This window comes from Pseudodesulfovibrio sp. zrk46 (assembly GCF_012516435.1).
Taxonomy (GTDB): Bacteria; Desulfobacterota; Desulfovibrionia; order Desulfovibrionales; family Desulfovibrionaceae; genus Pseudodesulfovibrio.
Map to the genome: position 1 here is coordinate 3,072,724 of NZ_CP051216.1, position 18,524 is coordinate 3,091,247.

At 47.3% G+C, this 18,524-nt stretch carries 15 protein-coding genes; 14 read left to right on the forward strand and 1 reads right to left on the reverse strand.

Annotated elements, in window-relative coordinates; genetic code table 11:
• The first annotated feature begins 71 nt into the window (after positions 1 to 71).
• The 14 genes from aepX (at position 72) to HFN16_RS13880 (ending at position 16,929) form a co-directional block, all read left to right on the forward strand.
• On the forward strand, positions 72 to 1,394 hold the full coding sequence (gene aepX / locus HFN16_RS13815) for a phosphoenolpyruvate mutase (protein ID WP_168891311.1): 1,323 nt from the start codon (positions 72 to 74) through the stop codon (positions 1,392 to 1,394).
• Positions 1,395 to 1,399: 5 nt separating this feature from the next.
• A complete protein-coding gene (gene aepY / locus HFN16_RS13820; RefSeq protein WP_168891312.1) occupies positions 1,400 to 2,521 on the forward strand; it encodes a phosphonopyruvate decarboxylase in 1,122 nt (373 codons plus the stop codon).
• Positions 2,518 to 3,657, forward strand: a complete 1,140-nt coding sequence (locus tag HFN16_RS13825) for a phosphonoacetaldehyde reductase (RefSeq protein WP_168891313.1) — start codon at positions 2,518 to 2,520, stop codon at positions 3,655 to 3,657. The genes aepY and HFN16_RS13825 overlap by 4 nt, the downstream gene beginning before the upstream one ends.
• A 487-nt stretch (positions 3,658 to 4,144) precedes the next feature.
• Positions 4,145 to 5,161, forward strand: a complete 1,017-nt coding sequence (locus HFN16_RS13830; protein WP_168891314.1) for a molybdopterin-binding protein — start codon at positions 4,145 to 4,147, stop codon at positions 5,159 to 5,161.
• Between the two features lie 64 nt (positions 5,162 to 5,225).
• Entirely contained in the window at positions 5,226 to 7,943 is a 2,718-nt protein-coding gene (locus HFN16_RS13835; RefSeq protein WP_168891315.1) for a molybdopterin-dependent aldehyde oxidoreductase, read from the forward strand.
• Between the two features lie 66 nt (positions 7,944 to 8,009).
• Positions 8,010 to 10,259 carry a pyridine nucleotide-disulfide oxidoreductase/dicluster-binding protein gene (locus tag HFN16_RS13840; RefSeq protein WP_247648343.1) on the forward strand — a complete coding sequence of 750 codons (2,250 nt, stop codon included), beginning with the start codon at positions 8,010 to 8,012 and terminating at the stop codon, positions 10,257 to 10,259.
• Positions 10,256 to 10,471, forward strand: coding sequence for a DVU_1557 family redox protein (locus HFN16_RS13845; protein ID WP_168891317.1), 216 nt, complete (start codon positions 10,256 to 10,258; stop codon positions 10,469 to 10,471). Before HFN16_RS13840 ends, HFN16_RS13845 begins: the two co-directional genes overlap by 4 nt.
• A gap of 1 nt (position 10,472) precedes the next feature.
• Positions 10,473 to 11,123 (forward strand): DVU_1556 family methyltransferase, encoded by a 651-nt coding sequence (gene trsM, locus HFN16_RS13850; protein ID WP_168891318.1) that lies wholly within the window; start codon positions 10,473 to 10,475, stop codon positions 11,121 to 11,123.
• 3 nt (positions 11,124 to 11,126) lie between these two features.
• On the forward strand, positions 11,127 to 11,582 hold the full coding sequence (locus tag HFN16_RS13855) for a DVU_1555 family C-GCAxxG-C-C protein (protein WP_168891319.1): 456 nt from the start codon (positions 11,127 to 11,129) through the stop codon (positions 11,580 to 11,582).
• Positions 11,579 to 12,910, forward strand: a complete 1,332-nt coding sequence (trsS, locus tag HFN16_RS13860) for a radical SAM (seleno)protein TrsS (RefSeq protein ID WP_168891320.1) — start codon at positions 11,579 to 11,581, stop codon at positions 12,908 to 12,910. Before HFN16_RS13855 ends, trsS begins: the two co-directional genes overlap by 4 nt.
• Complete coding sequence (locus HFN16_RS13865; protein ID WP_168891321.1) at positions 12,907 to 14,214, forward strand: DVU_1553 family AMP-dependent CoA ligase; 1,308 nt, start codon at positions 12,907 to 12,909, stop codon at positions 14,212 to 14,214. The genes trsS and HFN16_RS13865 overlap by 4 nt, the downstream gene beginning before the upstream one ends.
• A 2-nt stretch (positions 14,215 to 14,216) precedes the next feature.
• On the forward strand, positions 14,217 to 15,203 hold the full coding sequence (locus HFN16_RS13870) for an XdhC family aldehyde oxidoreductase maturation factor (protein WP_168891322.1): 987 nt from the start codon (positions 14,217 to 14,219) through the stop codon (positions 15,201 to 15,203).
• Positions 15,200 to 16,324: a DVU_1551 family NTP transferase gene (locus HFN16_RS13875; RefSeq protein WP_168891323.1), complete on the forward strand. Its 1,125-nt coding sequence runs from the start codon at positions 15,200 to 15,202 to the stop codon at positions 16,322 to 16,324. Before HFN16_RS13870 ends, HFN16_RS13875 begins: the two co-directional genes overlap by 4 nt.
• Complete coding sequence (locus tag HFN16_RS13880; RefSeq protein ID WP_168891324.1) at positions 16,321 to 16,929, forward strand: histidine phosphatase family protein; 609 nt, start codon at positions 16,321 to 16,323, stop codon at positions 16,927 to 16,929. The genes HFN16_RS13875 and HFN16_RS13880 overlap by 4 nt, the downstream gene beginning before the upstream one ends.
• A 2-nt stretch (positions 16,930 to 16,931) precedes the next feature.
• Here the strand turns inward: HFN16_RS13880 and HFN16_RS13885 are convergent, their stop codons facing one another.
• A complete protein-coding gene (locus tag HFN16_RS13885; RefSeq protein ID WP_168891325.1) occupies positions 16,932 to 18,518 on the reverse strand; it encodes an FAD-dependent oxidoreductase in 1,587 nt (528 codons plus the stop codon).
• Positions 18,519 to 18,524 lie beyond the last annotated feature (6 nt).

The following is an 18,524-nucleotide window of genomic DNA, read 5'->3' on the forward strand; positions in this document are numbered from 1 at the left end:
GTGTTTTTGATTGTTGACCAAGGAAACATTAACGAGGTCGATATCTCAAGGGAAGGCTAGTAGATATGTATATGAAATCAGAGAAAAGTCACGTCGAGAAAACTGTTTACGTTGGTATGAGCGCTGATCTTATTCATCCTGGGCATATGAACATTCTTCAAATTGCAGCAGAACATGGACTTGTCACAGTGGGACTGCTGACTGATAAGGCCATTTCATCATATAAGCGTCTACCCTTCATGAATTTCGAACAGCGCAAAGCGGTTGTTGAGAATATCAAAGGTGTGGAGAGAGTTGTTGCTCAAGAAACTCTTGATTATACTGATAATTTGCGTCGATTTAAGCCTGATATCGTTGTGCATGGTGATGATTGGAAAACAGGTGTTCAAGCCAAGATTCGTCAGGAAGTAATTGATGTTATTTCTGAATGGGGGGGCGAATTGGTTGAGCCTTCATATACTAAAGGGATTTCATCTACTCATATCCACGCCAGCTTGAAAGAAATCGGAACTACTCCGGATATCCGTCGTCAGCGGTTGCGCAGATTGCTTGCCGTTAAGCCTTTGTTGAGAGTTCTTGAAGCGCATAACGGGTTAAGTGCTTTGGTCGTTGAAAATGCTGAAGTAAAAAATGACTCTGGAGCACGAACTTTCGACGCTATCTGGGAGAGCAGTCTTACGGATTCTACTAGTAAGGGGAAACCAGATATTGAGGCTGTTGATATTACCTCCCGACTCAATACGGTGAATGAGATTTTTGAGGTCACCACTAAGCCTATGATTTTTGATGCTGATACAGGTGGCAAGTTGGAGCATTTCGCATTTACTGTTCGTTCTTTAGAGCGTCTTGGAGTCTCCGCTGTCATTATTGAGGACAAAAAAGGATTGAAGAAGAATTCTTTGTTTGGGACCGAGATTAAGCAGCATCAGGATTCCATAGAGAATTTTAGTGCCAAGATTAACGCTGGAAAGCAGGCTCAAGTCACTGAAGACTTCATGATCATAGCTCGTATTGAAAGTTTGATCATGGGTAAAGATGTCGATGACGCCTTCATAAGGGCCGAGGCCTATATTGAAGCTGGAGCTGACGGAATCATGATTCATGCCAAGGACAAGCAGCCTTTTGATATCATCGAGTTCTGTCGTCGTTTTCGCGAGAAGGGGTACACCCACCCGCTGGTGGTGGTTCCTACAAGTTACAATGCTATCACCGAAGCTGAACTTGCTGAGATTGGGGTGAACATCGTAATTTACGGTAATCATTTGCTTAGGGCTGCCTATCCTGCCATGCGCAAAGCCGCTGAATCAATACTTGAGCATGATAGGAGTCTGGAATGCGATGATTTGTGTATGGGCATCAAAGAAACGTTGGATCTCATTCCTGGCACTAGGTGATAACGATGAAGCCAGATCTCTTTTTAAAAGTTCTAAATGAAAATGGGATTGGAGCCTTCTATGGGGTTCCGGATTCTACCCTGAAACATTTTTGTGCACATTTGACTGGCCAAGTATCTCAAAAGAAGCATTTGATTTGTGCCAATGAAGGGGCGGCTATTGGGATGGCCATAGGTTACCACCTTGCTACTGGCGAGATCCCAGTAGTTTATATGCAAAATTCGGGGCTTGGGAATAGTGTTAATCCGCTACTTTCACTTGGGGATCCAGATGTCTATAGCATCCCAACTCTTTTGATTATTGGTTGGAGAGGGGAACCTGGTAAAAAGGATGAGCCGCAACACAAAAAGCAAGGACGGGTTACCCTTGAACTTTTAGAGAGTATGGAAATTCCGTTCTCAATATTGGATAACAATGATGCATATGTGAGTGAGGTCGTTGCTACTGCAACAGGTTGGATGAAGGAGAACAATGCCCCTTACGCTCTTGTCATCAAAAAAGGAACCTTCGATAGTGTTGCTTCGTTGCACTTTGATGAAAAGGCGTATGCAATGACTCGCGAAACAGCCATCGATCAAATTCTTGAAGCAGTTGAGGATGATAGCATAGTAGTTTCCACTACTGGAATGGCTTCTAGAGAAGTGTTTGAATTACGTGAAAAGAAAGGTGAAGCTCATCATAAGGATTTCTTGACGGTTGGAGGCATGGGGCATTGTAGTCAGATTGCTATGGGCATTGCTATGCAAAAGCCTGACAGACAAGTAATATGTATTGATGGAGATGGTGCCGCTATTATGCATATGGGCTCTATGGCATCTATTGGTGCTGCGAGACTTTCCAACTTAACTCATATCGTAATGAACAATGGCGTCCATGACTCGGTTGGTGGACAACCTAATGCGTCACGTAATGTCACCCTCACTGGAATTGCGACAGCCTGTGGTTATTCTTCAGTTGGACCAGTCGATACTCCTCAAGCACTGAAGTCTGCCATTCAGGATGCAGGGAGTGCACAGTGTTCTTGTTTCCTCGAAGTCTTTGTACGTCGTGGACATAGACCGGAACTCGGTAGGCCGACTCAAACCCCGATCGAAAACAAGAAGGCTTTTATGGAGTACGTCAGATGAATCTAGAATTCGTCGGATCCGGTGCTCTCTCTAAAGCTGTTGATGCGATAGAAGGCATTGACCCTAAGCGCATTTTTCTGGTTACAGGGCAAAGATCCTTCGATGTTTCGGAAGCAAAACAATTACTAGGGTCATTTTTGACATCTCGTGATTTTAATCGTTTTTGCGAGTTTTCAACTAATCCCAAAGTGGAAGATGTCATTTCCGGTGTTGAGGCATTCAAGCAAGGTGAGTATGATTTTATACTTGCCATTGGTGGCGGTAGTGTAATTGATATGGGAAAGCTAATTAATGCTTTTGCCCATACTCAAGGCATCCCAGAAATGCTGATCAATGGGGAAGTTGTATTAGAGAATTCCGGTGTGCCTTTGGCAGCTTTCCCCACAACTGCTGGTTCAGGGAGTGAAGTAACACCTTTTGCGGTAATTTATATCGGGGGAAAGAAATATTCTTTATCAAATGATTATTTAAAACCCGAGGTCGTTGCCGTTGATCCTTTGCTAAGCTCTCGAATGCCGCCATACTTAACTGCTTCAAGTGGGTTTGATGCTTTAGCTCAAGCTGTGGAATCCTATTGGGCCGTGGGGGCTACTGGAAAAAGCAGAAGTTATGCTGCGAAAGCCATTTCTCTTATCCTTCCCGTATTAGAAAAAGTCGTTGTTCAACCAACAATGTTAGAGCGGGCAGCCATGGCGGAAGGGGCCTACTGGGCCGGCAAGGCAATTGGTATTTCTAAAACTACCATAGCTCACGCATTATCTTATTATATTACTACACACTACAATATTCCTCATGGTCATGCTGTAGCTTTGACCCTAGGGAAATTTTTTACTGCCAACACAGGTGATTTAGGTGGAAAAGTCACTGTTCCTGGTGGAAAGGCTCATCTAGATGATACTTTCGGGCAGTTAGCACGTCTATTGGGCCAGCCTGACCCTACATCCTGTGAAGAGTATTGGTTTGACCTTATGGAAGTTTGTGGGCTTGAAAGTGATTTTGGAAAAATTGGGATTCGTACTGCTGAAGATGTCGAGTGTGTTGTTGAGAGTGTGAACGTGGAGCGTATGAACAATAATCCTGTTAAATTCAGCAAAAATGAGCTGTTAAGATTACTTTTTGATTTGCATATTAATTGATCACACTAAATGGTGTCGCCGATAGGGCTATCTAGTTCCGTCATATTGTTTCTAAGGCCTGCAACAGTTGTTGTAGGTCTTTTTGTTTTCTCCTGTGTTTCATTTTGACCCCTATAGTAAATTTGAGTGTGTCGTTATGACGCTTTTGCTGTAAGATATTGATATTTAATTACAATATTGTTTATTGATGTTGGTTCCATAAATCATAGGAAGAGAGATTATATTTTATTGGGTCATGTGGGTATTTAGCTCTTCTCCATAAATAGCTGTAATAATTTCATAAAATTGTTGGCCTAATGTTTGCTTCAAAAGCGGTCAACTTAGTGAAATCTGTTACCTGAAAGTTAACGGGTTTGATTCAAAAAATGAATAAAATGGGTGACAATAATCTAGCATTATGCCTAGATGGGCACAATTCTATGAAAGATTATCCTAACTTGGAACTCACGCAGAAAGTCGTCAGACTTAGAATGGAGCTATTTATTCAATGAAAACGGTCCCTGTAGAAGAAGCTGTCGGCATGGTCCTTTGCCACGACATGACGAGAATCGTTCCCGGCGAAAGCAAAGGGCCAGCCTTTAAAAAAGGCCATGTCATCGCCGAAGAAGATATCCCTACCTTGTTGGAAATCGGAAAAGAGCATGTCTACGTGCTCCATATGGAAAAAGGAACCATCCATGAGAATGAAGCGGCAGAGCGCATTGCTAAAGCCGCTGCAGGACCAGGCATTACTCTTTCTGGAGTAAGTGAAGGGCGCATAAATTTCGAAGCATCTACCGGACTGTTGGACATCAATATTGAGGCGTTAAATCGCATCAATTCAATTGAAGAGGTGGTGCTTGCCACCATGCATACAGGACAGCAGGTCACTGAACCACATCCAGTCGCTGGAACTCGTGTAGTCCCACTTGTTATTGATGAACATAAAATCGAACAAGTTGAACGAATTTGTAGTGAGTATGACTATGTCGTTGGCATTAAACCGTTCCAACATTTTGATGTGGGATTGGTGACAACAGGCAGTGAGGTCTATCACGGCCGCATCAAGGACAAATTCGGCCCTGTTATACGCAAAAAATTCTCAAAGCTCGGTTCAACTGTCATGGACCAGCGTCTTTCTTCTGATGATCCTTCCATGACCCGCGATGCCATTCTCGCCTTTATTGCTGAGGGTGCAGAGATGGTCGTGGTCACTGGTGGAATGTCCGTTGATCCAGATGATCAGACTCCAACTGCAATCCGCGCCACAGGGGCCAAAGTCGTGACCTATGGTTCTCCTACTTTCCCGGGCGTCATGTTTATGGTGGCAGATTTGAACGGCGTTCCCATTCTCGGATTGCCTGGCTGTGTCATGTATTACCGAGCATCCATTTTTGACTTGATAGTCCCCCGTTTATTGGCAGGGGACGAGATTACCCGTGAAGACATTGTGGCCATGGGGCATGGCGGTTTTTGTGCTGCTTGCGATGTCTGTCGCTATCCCATTTGTCCCTTCGGAAAATAGTTCTTACCCGCGCCGTCCTGGTGGCGTGGAATTACGACAGTGAACACCAAGGAGGAATACTGTCATGATCAAACTCAATCTCATGGTGAACAACGCTCCCAAGCAGGTCATCTGCGAAAAGGATGACACGCTGTCAACCATCCTGCGTGAGAGCCTCGGACTCACTAGCGTCAAGGTCGGTTGCGGCACTGGTCAGTGCGGCAGTTGTTCCGTCATCGTCGACGGAAAACTCATTCGTTCCTGCTCTTACAAAATGAGTAGAATTAACGATGGGGCTACTATTCTTACTACTGAGGGAATCGGTACTCCAGACAATCTGCACCCCATCCAGGTATCCTGGATCGCCCATGGCGGCGCACAGTGCGGTTTCTGTACTCCTGGTTTTATCGTCTCTTCTTATGCTCTTCTCGAAGCGAATCCTTCCCCGACTCGTGAAGACATTCGAGATTGGTTCCAGAAGTATCGTAACGCTTGTCGTTGTACAGGTTACAAGCAACTGGTCGACTCCGTAATGGACGCTGCAGCTGTTATGCGTGGCGAGAAATCCATGGACGACCTTCTCTTCGAGATTCCTGAAGATGGTCGCATCTGGGGAACCAAATATCCTCGTCCCACTGGTGTTGCCAAGGTCACTGGTACTCTGGACTACGGTGCAGACCTCGGAATCAAGATGCCTGAAGGAACACTGAAGCTCGCTCTTGTTCAGGCGGAAGTGTCTCACGCTAAGATCTTGTCCATCGACACCGCTGAAGCTGAACAGATGCCTGGTGTTGAAAAGATCGTTACCTACAGAGATGTGAAAGGTAAAAACCGCATCACTGGTTTGATTACCTTCCCAACCAACAAGGGTGACGGTTGGGATCGACCCATATTGTGTGATGAGAAAGTGTTCCAGTATGGCGACGCCATAGCTATCGTGTGTGCCGATACTGAAAAGAACGCCAAGGCTGCCGCGGCGAAGGTAAAAGTAGAACTTGAGCGTCTGCCCGAATACATGAGTGCCCAGGCTGCCATGGCTGACGATGCCATTGAAATTCATCCCGGTACTCCTAATGTTTACTACACCCAGAAAATCGCGAAGGGTGCTGAAACTGAGTCCATTTTCGATAGCGCTGATGTTGTCGTTGAGGGTGATTACTTCACCACCCGTCAGCCTCATATGCCCATCGAGCCGGATGTTGGTTTTGCTTACCTTGATGATGAAGGCAAGCTCTGCATCCACTCCAAATCCATCGGTCTGCACTTGCATTTGTATATGATCGCTCCTGGCTTGGGTGTGGAACCTGAAAACATGGTCATGGTCCAGAACCCGGCTGGTGGTACTTTCGGTTATAAGTTCTCCCCGACCATGGAAGCTTTGGTTGGTGCAGCCTGTCTCGCCACTGGCAAGCCTGTGTTCCTTTGTTACGATTACCATCAGCAGATGACATACACCGGTAAGCGTTCGCCCCAGAACACCTCCGTGCGTCTGGCTGCAGACAAAGATGGTAAGCTGCTTGGCATGGAAACCGACTGGACCGTTGACCATGGTCCCTACTCAGAGTTCGGTGACTTGCTGACCCTGCGTGGTGCTCAGTTCATTGGTTCTGGCTACGATATCGCCAATATTCGTGGAGAAGGTCGCACAGTTTGCACCAACCATTGCTGGGGTGCTGCATTCCGCGGCTATGGTGGCCCTGAAGCGGAGTTCCCCTCTGAGTCTCTCATGGATGAATTGGCTGAGAAGCTTGGCATGGATCCTTTGGAGTTGCGCTACAAGAACGTCTACCGCAAAGGTTCCACCACTCCCACTGGCTGTGATCCCGAGGTCTACTCACTGCCTGAAATGCTCGACACACTCCGTCCCAAGTATGAGGAAGCCAAGAAGAAAGCCGAGGCCAATTCTACTGCTGACGTGAAACGTGGCGTGGGTATCTCTCTTGGTGTGTATGGTTCCGGTCTTGACGGTCCGGATACCGCAGAAGCGGATGTACGCCTGAATGAAGACGGTACTGTTACAGTTCTGACCTGTTGGCATGACCATGGGCAGGGTGCAGATATGGGTACCTTGGGCTCCGCCCACGAAGCCTTGCGTCCTCTCGGTCTTGCTCCTGAGCAGATCAAGCTGGTCCTTAACGATACTCGTGTATGTCCTAATGGTGGCCCTGCAGGTGGCTCTCGTTCCCAGGTTGTCGTCGGTAATGCCATCAAAGTTGGCTGCGAAATGCTTATCAAGGCCATGACCAAGTCCGATGGTTCTTATCGTAGCTATCAGGAGATGGTTGATGAAAATATCGACCTGGTCCAGCATGGCAAGTGGACTGCTCCGGCTAACGATTGCGACGAAAATGGACAGGGTAAGCCCTTCGCTTGCTACATGTACGGCGTCTGTATGGCTGAAGTTGCCGTTGAGACTGCCACCGGTAAAACTACCGTGGAAAAGATCACCTTCATCGCTGATATCGGTAAGGTGAACAACTTCCTCGTAGTGGATGGACAGATGTACGGCGGCATTGCACAGGCTATTGGTCTGGCTTTGTACGAGGATTATGAAGACATTCAGAAGCATTCCACCCTTAAGGGTGCAGGCTTCCCGTATATCAAACAGATTCCGGATGACATGGAAGTGATCTATGTCGAGTCCGAGCGTCCTGATGGCCCGTTCGGCGCCTCTGGTGTTGGTGAAATTCCGCTTTGTATCCCGCACCCGGCTATTATCAACGGTATCTACAATGCCTGTGGTGTGCGTGTTCGCGAACTTCCCGCACTTCCTGAAAAGGTGTTGGCTGGCCTCAAAGGTTAAGAATAAACCTTCAATTGGAGCGGTCCGTTTATGCGGATCGCTCCTTTCAAGTTTTTGGAAAAGAGTATGGAACAAGCCGATCTGAGGCGTTTGGAAAGTCAGTGTGTGCAGGAGGAGACACCTCAGTGTGTTGCCGCCTGCCCTTTGCATGTGGATGCAAAACAGTTCTGCAAGCTCATGGCGCAGCGTAGAATAGACAAGGCATGGCAGGTGCTTGCCAAGACAATGCCTTTGCCTGGAGTTTTGGCTCGGATGTGCGGTGAACCGTGCAAGGCTGCCTGTGTTCGTCAAGACGTTGGTGGTCCTATCAATATGGGCACGATGGAACGGTATTGTGCAGAGAACGCCAAGCCAATTAATCCGCCCAAACCATTACCTGCTCGTAATAAATCTGTGGGCGTTGTTGGGGGCGGATTTACAGGCCTCTGTGCTGCTTGGGAATTGGCTCGGCGTGGCTTTGAGACGACTCTTTATTGTAGTCAGTTGGGTGAAGGTCTACCTCCCTTCCCGGAAGGAGTACTGGACCGAGAGCTTACTGGGCTTGAGACAATGGGTGTAAAAATTGAAACTGGGTTCGACGCCTCGGTTTCTTTTATCCGCACTTTAATTGGTGATATGGATGCCGTGTTTGTGGATTCGGATGTGTTGCCTGAGAGTGTGCGCGATTTTGGTGCTCCTGACGAATTAACCCTTGGCACCCAAGAGCACGGCCTTTTTGTTAGTTTGCAAGGAGAGGACTCTGCAATCCTTCAAGCAGCAACCGGAAGACGCGCTGCAAATTCCATCGAACGTTTTACTCAAGGCGTATCCATGGTCACTGGGCGTGAATTGGAAGGTCCATATGAGACGCGTCTTTATACTAACCTAGACAATGTTCAGTCTTTGACTTCAGCTCTTCCGGAGAGAGATTGTTCGGAGTTGGATGTTCGCGATGAAGCCAAGCGCTGCTTGCAGTGTGAATGCATGGAGTGCGTGAAAAGTTGTGAATATTTGCGTCATTACAAATTTTATCCGAAGGTATACGCGCGTCAGATTTACAACAACGAATCTATTGTAATGGGAACACGTCAAGCCAACACCATGATAAATTCGTGTATGCTGTGTGGTTTGTGCGAGACTGTATGCCCTGAAGATTTTTCGATGGCAGATGTTTGTTTGGAGGCGCGACGTACCATGGTGGAAGGAGATAAGATGCCTCCTTCGGCTCATGAGTTTGCCTTGCGTGATATGGCATTTGCCAATGGTGAAAAGTGCTCTTTGGCGAAGCACGCTCCTGGTACTGATACAAGTGACTACCTCTTTTTCCCTGGCTGCCAACTCACTGCGTCTGATCCTAGTGGGGTTGAGGCCGCTTACGCTGATTTGCGTAATCGTCTTGGTAATGTCGGATTGATGCTGCATTGCTGTGGTGCTCCAGCCGAGTGGTCTGGGCGTGTTGTGTTAGAACGTGACTCAATGAATGATCTTAAACAGATTTGGGAAAGCCTTGGAGCTCCCAAGATTATAGCTGCGTGTCCTACCTGTCTTAAGAGCTTGCGAGCAGGACTGCCTAACGCAGAGATTACGTCTCATTGGTCTTTACTTCGTGTTCTCGGCATACGGGAAGATTCTGTATCCCCTAAAGGTCCGTTTGCTATCAATGATCCATGCGCTGCTCGGCATGATGTCGTTTTGCGTGAAGATATCCGTTCCATACTGGATACGCTCGGTGCAGACACGGTGGAGCCGGAGCTTAGTGGAGAGACAACTCAATGCTGTGGTTATGGGGGCCTACTGTCAGAAGCTAATCCTGCGCTTGGAATGCATGTGGCAGCAAAAAGAGCCGAGGCCCGGGAAGAAGATTACGTGACATATTGTGTCATGTGCCGAGACATGATGGCCAAGACCGGTAAGCGTGCATTGCATCTTTATGATTTGCTTTATTCCGAAGTAAATGATCCAGCAGCGCGACCATCTCCTGGGTATTCTGAGCGAAGGGAAAATCGAGTTCGGCTTAAGGAGCATCTCTTGCGTAATCTGTGGCGGGAGGAGCCCAATTCAGTCGCAGAGCTGTTTGAGAGCATTGACGTTTCGTTCACAGATGAGGCTCTTCAGCGTATGGAACAGCGCCGAATTCTTAAGAGCGACGTTCAGAAAACGTTGTTGGCTGTCCGCGAGTCCGGCAAGCGTTTCGTGCATGCCGAGACTGGGCATTATCTTACATCACATCGGCCGGTAATCGTAACCTACTGGGTTGAGTATGAGGAACAGGGGAAGAGCTACCTGGTTCACAACGTGTGGTCGCACCGTATGCATATCAAAGGGGTAAAGTCATGAGTGTGATCAAGGTTCCTGAAGCTGATTCTGCTGGATGGAGTTGCGCGAATTGTAATGTGGAATTGACCATGCAGCATGTGGAGTTGGAATACCTCGACTCTTTGTTCAATGTTGAGCTACCAGCCTGTCCCCAGTGTGGGATTGTACTAATCCCTGAGACATTGGCTTTGGGAAAAATGAATCAGGTGGAGCACCTGCTGGAGGATAAGTAGGGTGCGTGAGACTATTCCCTTATGGGAGCGTCCCATTCTTCACGAAGTAGCAGGAGGTACATTGCACCCCGGTGGTTTTACTCTGACAGATCGAGCTGCCGAGTTCATTGGAGTGCTTCCCGGTTGGAATGTTCTTGATGTTGGTTGTGGTTTGGGGACCACAGTGTCTCGTTTGCGTTCTCGTTTTGGCGCCAGAGCTTTTGGAATAGAAGCTTCATTGAAACAGATTGAACGCGCACAGGGGTTGCCTGGTATTGCACAGGCTCAAGGTGATGCATTGCCATTCGGAGATGGTGTCTTTTCTGCTGTCTTTTGCGAGTGTGTACTATCTCTTCTTCAGAATCCACATGAGGGCGTAGCGGAGTTCTTTCGCGTCCTTCAACCCGGCGGATATCTCGCTTTGTCTGACCTTTGCGCATCTGGATCTCCGATCTTGGAATTTAATTCTTGTGCTGCTCGAGCTATCCCCTTGGATGAGATCCCAAAAGTAATAGAGGGATGTGGGTTCGTCATTATGAATATGGAAAACCATACTCGTTTGCTGACAGATCTTGCTGCAAGACTTTTGTTGGCAGGGGGTGACGGAGCCGATTGTGGCTGTGGACGCCAGGGATTGGGGTATTTCTTAATGATTGCTCGGAAAGAGGGGTAAGTCATGTTAGATGATAGCGGCTTGAAAATGATTGAATTGGCCGGCATGGGGTACTGTTGCTCCCAGATAATGGTCTTAATGACTTTGGATGAAATTGGGCGCGAAAACCCCGATTTAGTTCGGTCAGCAGCTGGATTGTGTAATGGTTTAGGAGATTGTTCAGGGACGTGTGGTGTGTACACAGGAGCTGCTTTGAGTCTTGGAATGTATTCCGGAAAGGGGGCTGAAATGGAAGAGGCCGACGAGCGGTTGGCTCTTATGCTGGAATCGCTTCGTGATTGGTTTACCGAAGCTACCAGTCATTTTGGTGGGACAAGGTGTGGAGATATTCTAGATGGCCTTTGTGGGCAGCCCGACCCCGCTCGGTGTGGAGGCTTGATTTCAAGTGCCTATGCTCAGATTCGGCAGATTTTGGTAGATAATGGTTTTGATCCGTCTGAGGGACGCAACGAATTATGAGTCGTATTCCTCGTAGTGTCTGCCCGGTATGTTTACGTCCTATTCCAGCATCTCATGAAACTGTGGGGGACGAAACGTTCATAGTGAAGGCGTGTCCGGACCACGGAGAATTTCGTACTGTGGTGTGGCGTGGCTCACCTGATTTTTCAGATTGGTCGAGGACCAAAATCCCTTCTCTCCCCAGAAAGCCATTTACCCGTGCTGAGAAAGGATGCCCTATGGATTGTGGCTTATGTGATGGTCATCGTCAGCATACTTGCACGGCAGTATTGGAAATCACTCAACGTTGTAATCTTTCATGCCCTGTCTGTTTTGCCTCTTCGGGAAAGGGGACTCAAGCAGAACCTGATGTCGATAAAATTGATTTTCTTCTAGATAGAGTTTTGGAATCTTCCGGTAGATGTAATTTGCAACTATCTGGTGGAGAGCCCACTGTTCGGGCTGATCTCGATCGTTTGATTCGCCTTGCCAAGAATAAAGGGTTTCCTTTTGTTCAACTCAACTCTAACGGGCTCCGGTTTGCTCATGAAGATGGATTTGCCGAAAAGATGGCTCAGGTTGGATTGGATTCCGTATTTTTGCAGTTTGATGGGACAGAGAATGACATTTATCAGGAGTTACGTGGTCAGCCTTTATTGGATGATAAGCTTCGAGCTATCAGCAACCTAATGAATGCCGGCATAGGCATTGTTCTTGTCCCAACTGTCGTTCCAGGAGTAAACGATAGTAATTTGGGAGCAATAATCCAGTTAGCTTCAAAATTTTCTCCGGGCGTCCGGGGTGTGCATTTCCAGCCGGTGAGCTATTTCGGACGTTATCCTGATTCGCCTCAAGATAATCAGCGTATTACTCTTCCTGAAATTATGAGATTGCTAGAATGCCAGACCCATGGAGCAATGCGTGCATCCCACTTTACGCCGCCAGGATGTGAGCATTCCCACTGTTCATTTCATGCAAATTATGTTGTTTCGAACAATGGAAAACTGACTCGTTTGGGAACAGATGGGAAGTGTGGTTGCACACCGCGTCCAGCATCAGAAGGAGCAGACAAAGCTAAGGCTTTTGTTAAGCGTCAATGGACAGCTCCCATGACTGAGCTTTCCGAGTTTAAGGCTCAAGATGATCTTGATCGATTTATTTCCAGAGCGGCAAGCCATACGTTGGCGATTTCCGCAATGGCGTTTCAGGATTGTTGGACTTTGGATCTTGAACGCCTAAAAGGGTGCTGTATTCACGAAGTTGCACCGGATGGACGGCTTATTCCGTTTTGCGCATATAACCTTACATCTATGAGTGGCGAAGCTCTGTATCGGGGTAAAGCACAATGACGTTGTCGGTTCTCGATCAATGGCTTGCACGTCGTATGGAGGGAGCGCCGTATGCACGACCAAGCCGCGAACAGTTAGAAGCTTGGCAGTTTAACCAACTTAGAAGAGTCGTTAGCCATGCGAAAAGCAATAGCCCCTTTTACAAACAACATTTGGCAGGAGTTGATATAGCTTCTATTGGCTCCTTGGTAGATTTTTCATCTTTGCCAATGATGACTGCTGATCATCTTCGTGATTCTCCAGAGCAGATGCTGTGTGTCTCTCAGGATCATATTGAACGTGTCGTCACTTTATCCAGTTCAGGAACTACCGGCCCCCCAAAACGCATTTTTTATACTCCTGAGGATCTAGAGGCTACACGAGAGTTTTTTTCTTGGGGGATGTCCAATCTTGTGAGTGCGGGAGATACAACATTGTTGCTGATGCCTGCTGACCGACCAGGCGGTGTCGGGCAGTTGCTTACAGAATCTCTTCAGCGAGTTGGCGTCAGGGCTGTTGCACATGGAATATTGGAAGATGCAGAGCAGGCCTTGGAGCAATGTCTTGCAGAACGTGCGCAGTGCATTGTTGGCTCTGCTGCACATGTAAATCTGTTAGCCGCCGCCTGGGAGGCCAAACGAATCTCATCCCATAAAATTCGCTCGGTGTTATTATGTTGGGATGCCGTCCCAGATGCTGTTGTTCGTAATTTGGAGCGGATTTTAGGCTGCCGTGTCTTTCGACATTGGGGTATGATCGAAACCGGTCTAGGGGGGGCGGTTGAATGCGAACCTTATTCCGGAATGCATATACGCGAAACTGATGTGTATCTTGAAATTGTGTCTCCAGAGAATGGAGAGTCTGTCCAAGATGGACAATTCGGTGAGTTGGTAATTTCAACTCCCTTGAAGCTAGGTATGCCTCTTATCAGATACAAGACTGGTGACGTAGGGCGTATCCTACCCGAACGATGCGATTGTGGTAGTCCTTTGAAGAGGCTTGATCCAATCGTGCATCGACTTGATGATGGGATACTGGTTAATGGAAATTGGCTGTTGTTACGTGATTTGAATGAGCGGCTTTATGCCTTGCCTGGCGTAGCAGATTTCAGTGTAGATTACTGTGATAACCGTATTCAGATAGTGGTTTGTGGCGAGCCCGCTTCATTGGCTCATGATGTCCGAAAGGACATGGAGTCAATGATTGGGATTGGACAGGCTATAGCGAATGGATCGATAGAATTGAATGTGTCTTGTCAGAATAGTGGAATCCCTGCCGTTGCCGGGCTGGGTAAGCGGCGTATTCGTCAGGGCTTGAGAGGATAGAGATGAAGGAATTTATACGTTCAGTATGTGAACTGTTGGATCGTGGTGAATCTATTGTTTTGGCAACTGTTGTTCAAAGCAATGGATCTACGCCTCGATCTTCCGGGGCCAAAATGGCTGTGCGTTCTGATGGTTCGATTGTCGGCACCGTTGGAGGTGGCTTGGCTGAAGCTATGGCTTGTAGAAAGTCGTTAGATCTTCTTGCAAAGGGCGATGGTGCCGCTTTGTCTTTCTATGTCGATATGACCCAGGAGCTTGCTGCGAATTCAGACATGATATGCGGTGGTGGCCTGACAATCTTGCTAGAAGTTCTTGCTCCAGGAGGCAAAGGTGAAAGCGCTTATTCTGAAGTAGATAATCTCATGCGCAAAGGGATTCGTTGCATGTTAAGAACTCGCTTCGAAGAACACAATGAAATGAGCGCCATTCGTCATACTGTTGTTGAGGCAGATCGTTCTGGCTGCATGGAGTTCCTTGAAGATGGGATTGTGATGGAGTTGTGTGAACCTTTTATTCCGCCTGCATCGTTATTCATTTTTGGGGGAGGGCATGTTTCCTTGTCCACGGAGACGGTTGGGTCCCTTATAGGATTTCGAACTGTCATCTTGGATGACAGGGAAGACTTTGCTAATAGGAAACGCTTCCCAAATGCAGACGAGGTCGTGGTGCTTTCTTCATTTGAGAATTGTTGTGACGGACTGCCTATTACGGATGATTCGTTTATTGTAATCGTTACGCGAGGACATTTACATGATCGTACAGTATTAGCTGATGCTCTTAGAACGGGTGCTGGATATATTGGGATGATTGGAAGTAAAAAGAAGCGCGATAAGATTTATGACTCTATTCTGGCGGACGGTTTTTCCCAAGCGGATATCGAACGTTGCCATTGTCCTATTGGTTTGACCATTGGGGCACAGACGCCTGAGGAAATTGCAGTTTCTATTGGAGCTGAACTTATTCAGATAAGAGCAGAGATGGGCGTATGATCGAGAGAGCTGCAATTATTCTTTCTGCTGGCTTGTCTACTCGTATGGGTAAGTTCAAACCTCTTCTGCCATTAGGTGGGAGTAGTGTGTTGAGTCAGTGTATTGAACTGTTCCTTTCCTGTGGTGTCGAAAGGGTGATTGTAGTTACAGGTAAGCGTCGACATGACGTGGCTAAAGTGGCGAGTGCGGCTGGGGCGGAAACGATACATAATGCCGATTATGAGCAGGGAATGTTCAGTTCGGTTCTATCTGGGGTTTCTGCACTACCTTCAGGTGTGTCATCCTTTTTCGTATTGCCGGTGGATATCCCTCTCGTTCGTCGTGAAACTGTGCGTAATATAATTACCAAGTACGAGGAGAATGAGCCGCTGGTTCTCTATCCAAGGTTTATGGAAGAACGAGGGCATCCTCCATTGATCAATGGTGATTTGTTGCAGGCAATAAAGGGGCATGACGGTAGGGGAGGTTTGCGTGCTCTGCTGGAACGATTTGATGCGGATTCTTTGGATCTTGATGTTCCTGATTATGGCGTTGTTCATGATATTGATTTTCCAGAAGAATATGCGGTAGCCCAGTCTCTTTGGGCAAATGGATATCCATCAGAAGTAGAATCTAGTGTGCTTTGGCGAATGCAGCAGGGGCATCCACATATCGAGAAACATTGTGTTGCTGTATCTCAAGTCGCAACGAGACTCTGTGAAGCTTTGAATGAAAGGTCCCAAACTGAGCCTCTAAATGTCGATTTGGTTCGCGGTGCTGCTCTGACACACGATATAGGTAAGGGGACAAAAAGGCATGAAGCCGCAGGTGCTGAGTTATTACATTTTCACGGTTTTCATACTGCAGCCGACATTGTTCTTGAGCATTTTGATATGACGCTACCAGACAACGCTCCAATAACAGAAAAGGAAGTTGTTTTTCTAGCGGATAAGCTCGTGCGTTGTCAGTCCCCTGTTCCACTGGAGAATCGATATATGGAGAAAGTGGAAATGTACTCTCATGAACCGGGCGCAAGAGATGCTATTCTAGGCCGTTTGAAACGTGCTAAAGATATGATGGCTCGTTTTGATAGGGAAATGGGAGTGCCTGCAGAGCAGTTAGCTGTGGAGGCATTGGAATGATCGTACTGGCAAGACATGGATGCACTATTGGGTATGGTGGGCGCTGCATTGGTCGGAAAGAGGTCCCTTTGTCGAAACGAGGTGGTGGTCAAGCAGATCAACTTTGCCATGACCTGAGCGGAATTCCATTTGAACGCTTATGTTGCAGCCCATCAAAACGTGCGCTTGATACAATGGCTCCTCTTGCATTGCATCTTTCCAAGAGAGTGGAAGTCTTGCCTGCATTAAATGAGATTAATATGGGATCCTGGGAAGGGGTGCTTTTTGATGATATCAAAGAGCAGCATCCTGAAGAATATTTGGAACGGGGAAAATGCTTTGGATCATTTAGAGCCCCGGGTGGCGAGTCTTTCAATGATGTGGCGGCTAGAGTAATGCCTGTTTTGGAAAGTCTTGCATCAGGTGAGACTCCAGTTCTCGTAATGACACATGCTGGGGTGATTCGCTCTGTACTCTGTCATGTAACCGGGCATCCTATGAATGACCTGTTTCAGTTCAGTCCAGAACATGCTCAATGTACTGTGTTGGATAACACTGATGACGGTTTTCAGATTGTGGCCGAAAATGTGAGTGCAGTTGAAGTTGCTACACTATTGATGACTTAGTGCTAATCATCTTGGAGTGCGTGGCAACCAATAGATGTTTTGTTGGCCAGAGCTGCCATGGTGACAATATATGATGCGTAACAGCCGTGAAAAAGGTCTATAATTGGCTTTGAGATAGGAGTTCTCTTGTAAAATTGGGTGATGTCACGGATGAGAACCCGTAGGTCTTCACCTGCTCGGGCCAGGCGCTGTGGTGTACGATTGATGCCAGCATAGTTCCACATCGTTGAACGAATACTCATCCAGTCTTGAGCGATGAGAGCCGGGTCTTCGTTCAATACCTGGCCCGAATGCAGCCAGTCAGGAATAGAATTTTGTAGCCGTTTGTTGGCTTTTGCATTTTGTGAGAGTTTGCGGGCGATGTAATCTCCAGAGCTACGTCCCCAGAGTACTCCTTCGAGTAGCGATGTACTGGCCAGACGATTGGCCCCATGTACGCCGGTACAACTGCATTCTCCTATTGCAAAGAGACGGTCCAGGCTGGAACGGCCATTGAGATCTGAGTATATTCCACCACAATGATAGTGAGCAGCAGGTACTACTGGTATGGGAGTCTTGGTTATATCGATGTCAAGATCCATGCAGTGTTTGTGAATGGTAGGAAAGCGTTCGTGTAAATCGTGGTTGACTGTTCGACAGTCGAGAAATACGCACTCATCTTCATTGCGTTGCATGGTGTCTACAATTGCTTGAGACACGATGTCGCGTGGAGCCAACTCCATTCTGGGGTCATACTGCTCCATAAACCGTTTGCCATTTCCATCAATGAGGAGTGCTCCTTCTCCCCGCATAGCCTCGGTAATGAGGAACCTGCGTTTTGATCGATGGTAAAGGGCTGTTGGGTGAAACTGCATGAATTCAGTATTCATGAGTCTGGCGCCTGCTCGGTGAGCCATCGTTATGCCGCTACCAACAGCGCATTCGGCGTTGGTGGAGTGAAGAAAGATCCGCCCCAGTCCTCCGGTCGCCAGTACTGTATAGTCAGCTAATATCGTTTCTACGTCACCAGTGTCATTATTGTAGACATAGGCTCCAAGGCACTGATTTTTTCTGCTGTAGCGGAATGAAATTTTAGTTGTATGGTGATGGTTAGTTATAAGGTCTACTGCTGTCCTGCCTGAGCGAACATTTATGTTAGGGGTAGAAAGGACTGCCGTTTTAAGACCATTCATGATTTCGCGGCCTGTGAAGTCGCCACAGTAGAGAACTCGTGCAGTAGTATGTCCGCCTTCACGAGTCATATCAAAACTTGAATTATCCTTCTTTCGTGCAAAAGGAATACCCAAGCGATTGATGAGGATATGATTTACCGCATCTGGGCCCTTTCTCGCTAAATGATTTACAGCAGGAGAGTGATTATAGTTCCATCCGGCGTTACGAATGTCTTTTGACAGGGCTTCCGGAGAATCATTTTGCCCTTGGGTGACAATGCCTCCTTGTGCAAAGGCAGTGTTGCCATCGTTTAGCTCTTCTCCGGCGTTGAGCAGGATTACGTCGTAGCCTTGTTCTGCAATGGTTAAAGCACAGCTGGCTCCAGCTATTCCTGAGCCGATGACAAGTGCTTGTGTTGTGGTTCTCGTCTCGGACATTCTTGG